Source organism: Streptomyces sp. HSW2009 (genome assembly GCF_040240285.1).
Lineage (GTDB): Bacteria > Actinomycetota > Actinomycetes > Streptomycetales > Streptomycetaceae > Streptomyces.
The window spans coordinates 1-928 of record NZ_JBEHZD010001071.1 but is presented as its reverse complement, the minus strand read 5'-3'; the positions used below and the strand labels follow the sequence as shown (position 1 = coordinate 928).

Here is a 928-nt window from a genome sequence, read left to right as displayed (position 1 = left end):
GGCGCGGGGGGGGGGGGGGGGGGGGGGGGGGGGGGGGGGGGGGGGGGGGCCCGCGCCGGGGGGGGGCGCGCGGGTGGCGCGCGCCCCCGCGCGCGAGGCACTGGCCGCGGCGTTGGCCGGGCGGTACGCGGGTGAGCTGCGGGAGCCCGCCGCCGGCGCGGGCATCGCACACCCGAACGGCTTCCTCAAGCTGCCGCTGGCCCGGCTCCCGGCGGACGGGCGCCGGCTGTTCCTGCACGTGTGGCAGGACGGGGGCGCGGATGCGCAGCTCCACGACCACCGGTGGGACTTCGCGGCGACCGTGTTGGCCGGGGCGGTGCGGAACACGGTTGTGGAGGTGGGGTCGGGGCCGGGGTGGGAGCCCGACGTCGGCCCCGGCCTCAGCCCCGACGTCGACCCCGACCCCGACCCCGACCCCGACGCGTACCGCCTCGTCCGCTACCGGCCCGAGTCCGGCGGATTCCGCTTCACCGCGGACGGAGCGGGTGACCGGGGCGGGCGGGTGCGGGGGGTGGCCGCCCGTACCCGGGTGGTGGGGGCCGGCGAGGCGTACGCGCAGTCCGCGTACGTGCTGCACCGGGGCGCCGCCGGGCCCGGCACGCTGACGCTGGGCGCCAGGGGCGAGCCGGTGCGGGCGGAGAACCGGGTGCTGGTGCGCGGGCCGGTGGTCGAGGGGTTCCGGGCGTGGCGGTACGTGAGCGCCGAGGAGCGGGCGCGGCACCTGCGCGCGGCGCTGGAGCTCGTCGGATGAGCGGCGTCGGACCGGCGGCGGGTGGGATGGGGGGGATGGGCGGTACGGGTGGCGGGGGGGGGGCGGGGGGGGCGGCGCCCCCCCCGCCCCCCCCCCCCCGGCCCGACCCCCCCCCCCGCCGCCCCCCCCGGCCCGGACACCCCCCCCCCCCCCGGCCCCCCCCCCCCCCCCCCCCCC

2 protein-coding genes are annotated in these 928 nt (G+C 83.3%); both read left to right on the top strand.

From position 1 onward, the window contains the following. On the top strand, positions 1 to 751 hold a 751-nt coding region (locus tag AAHZ94_RS34600; RefSeq protein ID WP_349997632.1), incomplete at its 5' end, for a hypothetical protein. Then, positions 748 to 928: hypothetical protein (locus AAHZ94_RS34595; protein WP_349997631.1), on the top strand; the 181-nt coding region annotated here is incomplete at its 3' end. The genes AAHZ94_RS34600 and AAHZ94_RS34595, both read left to right, overlap by 4 nt.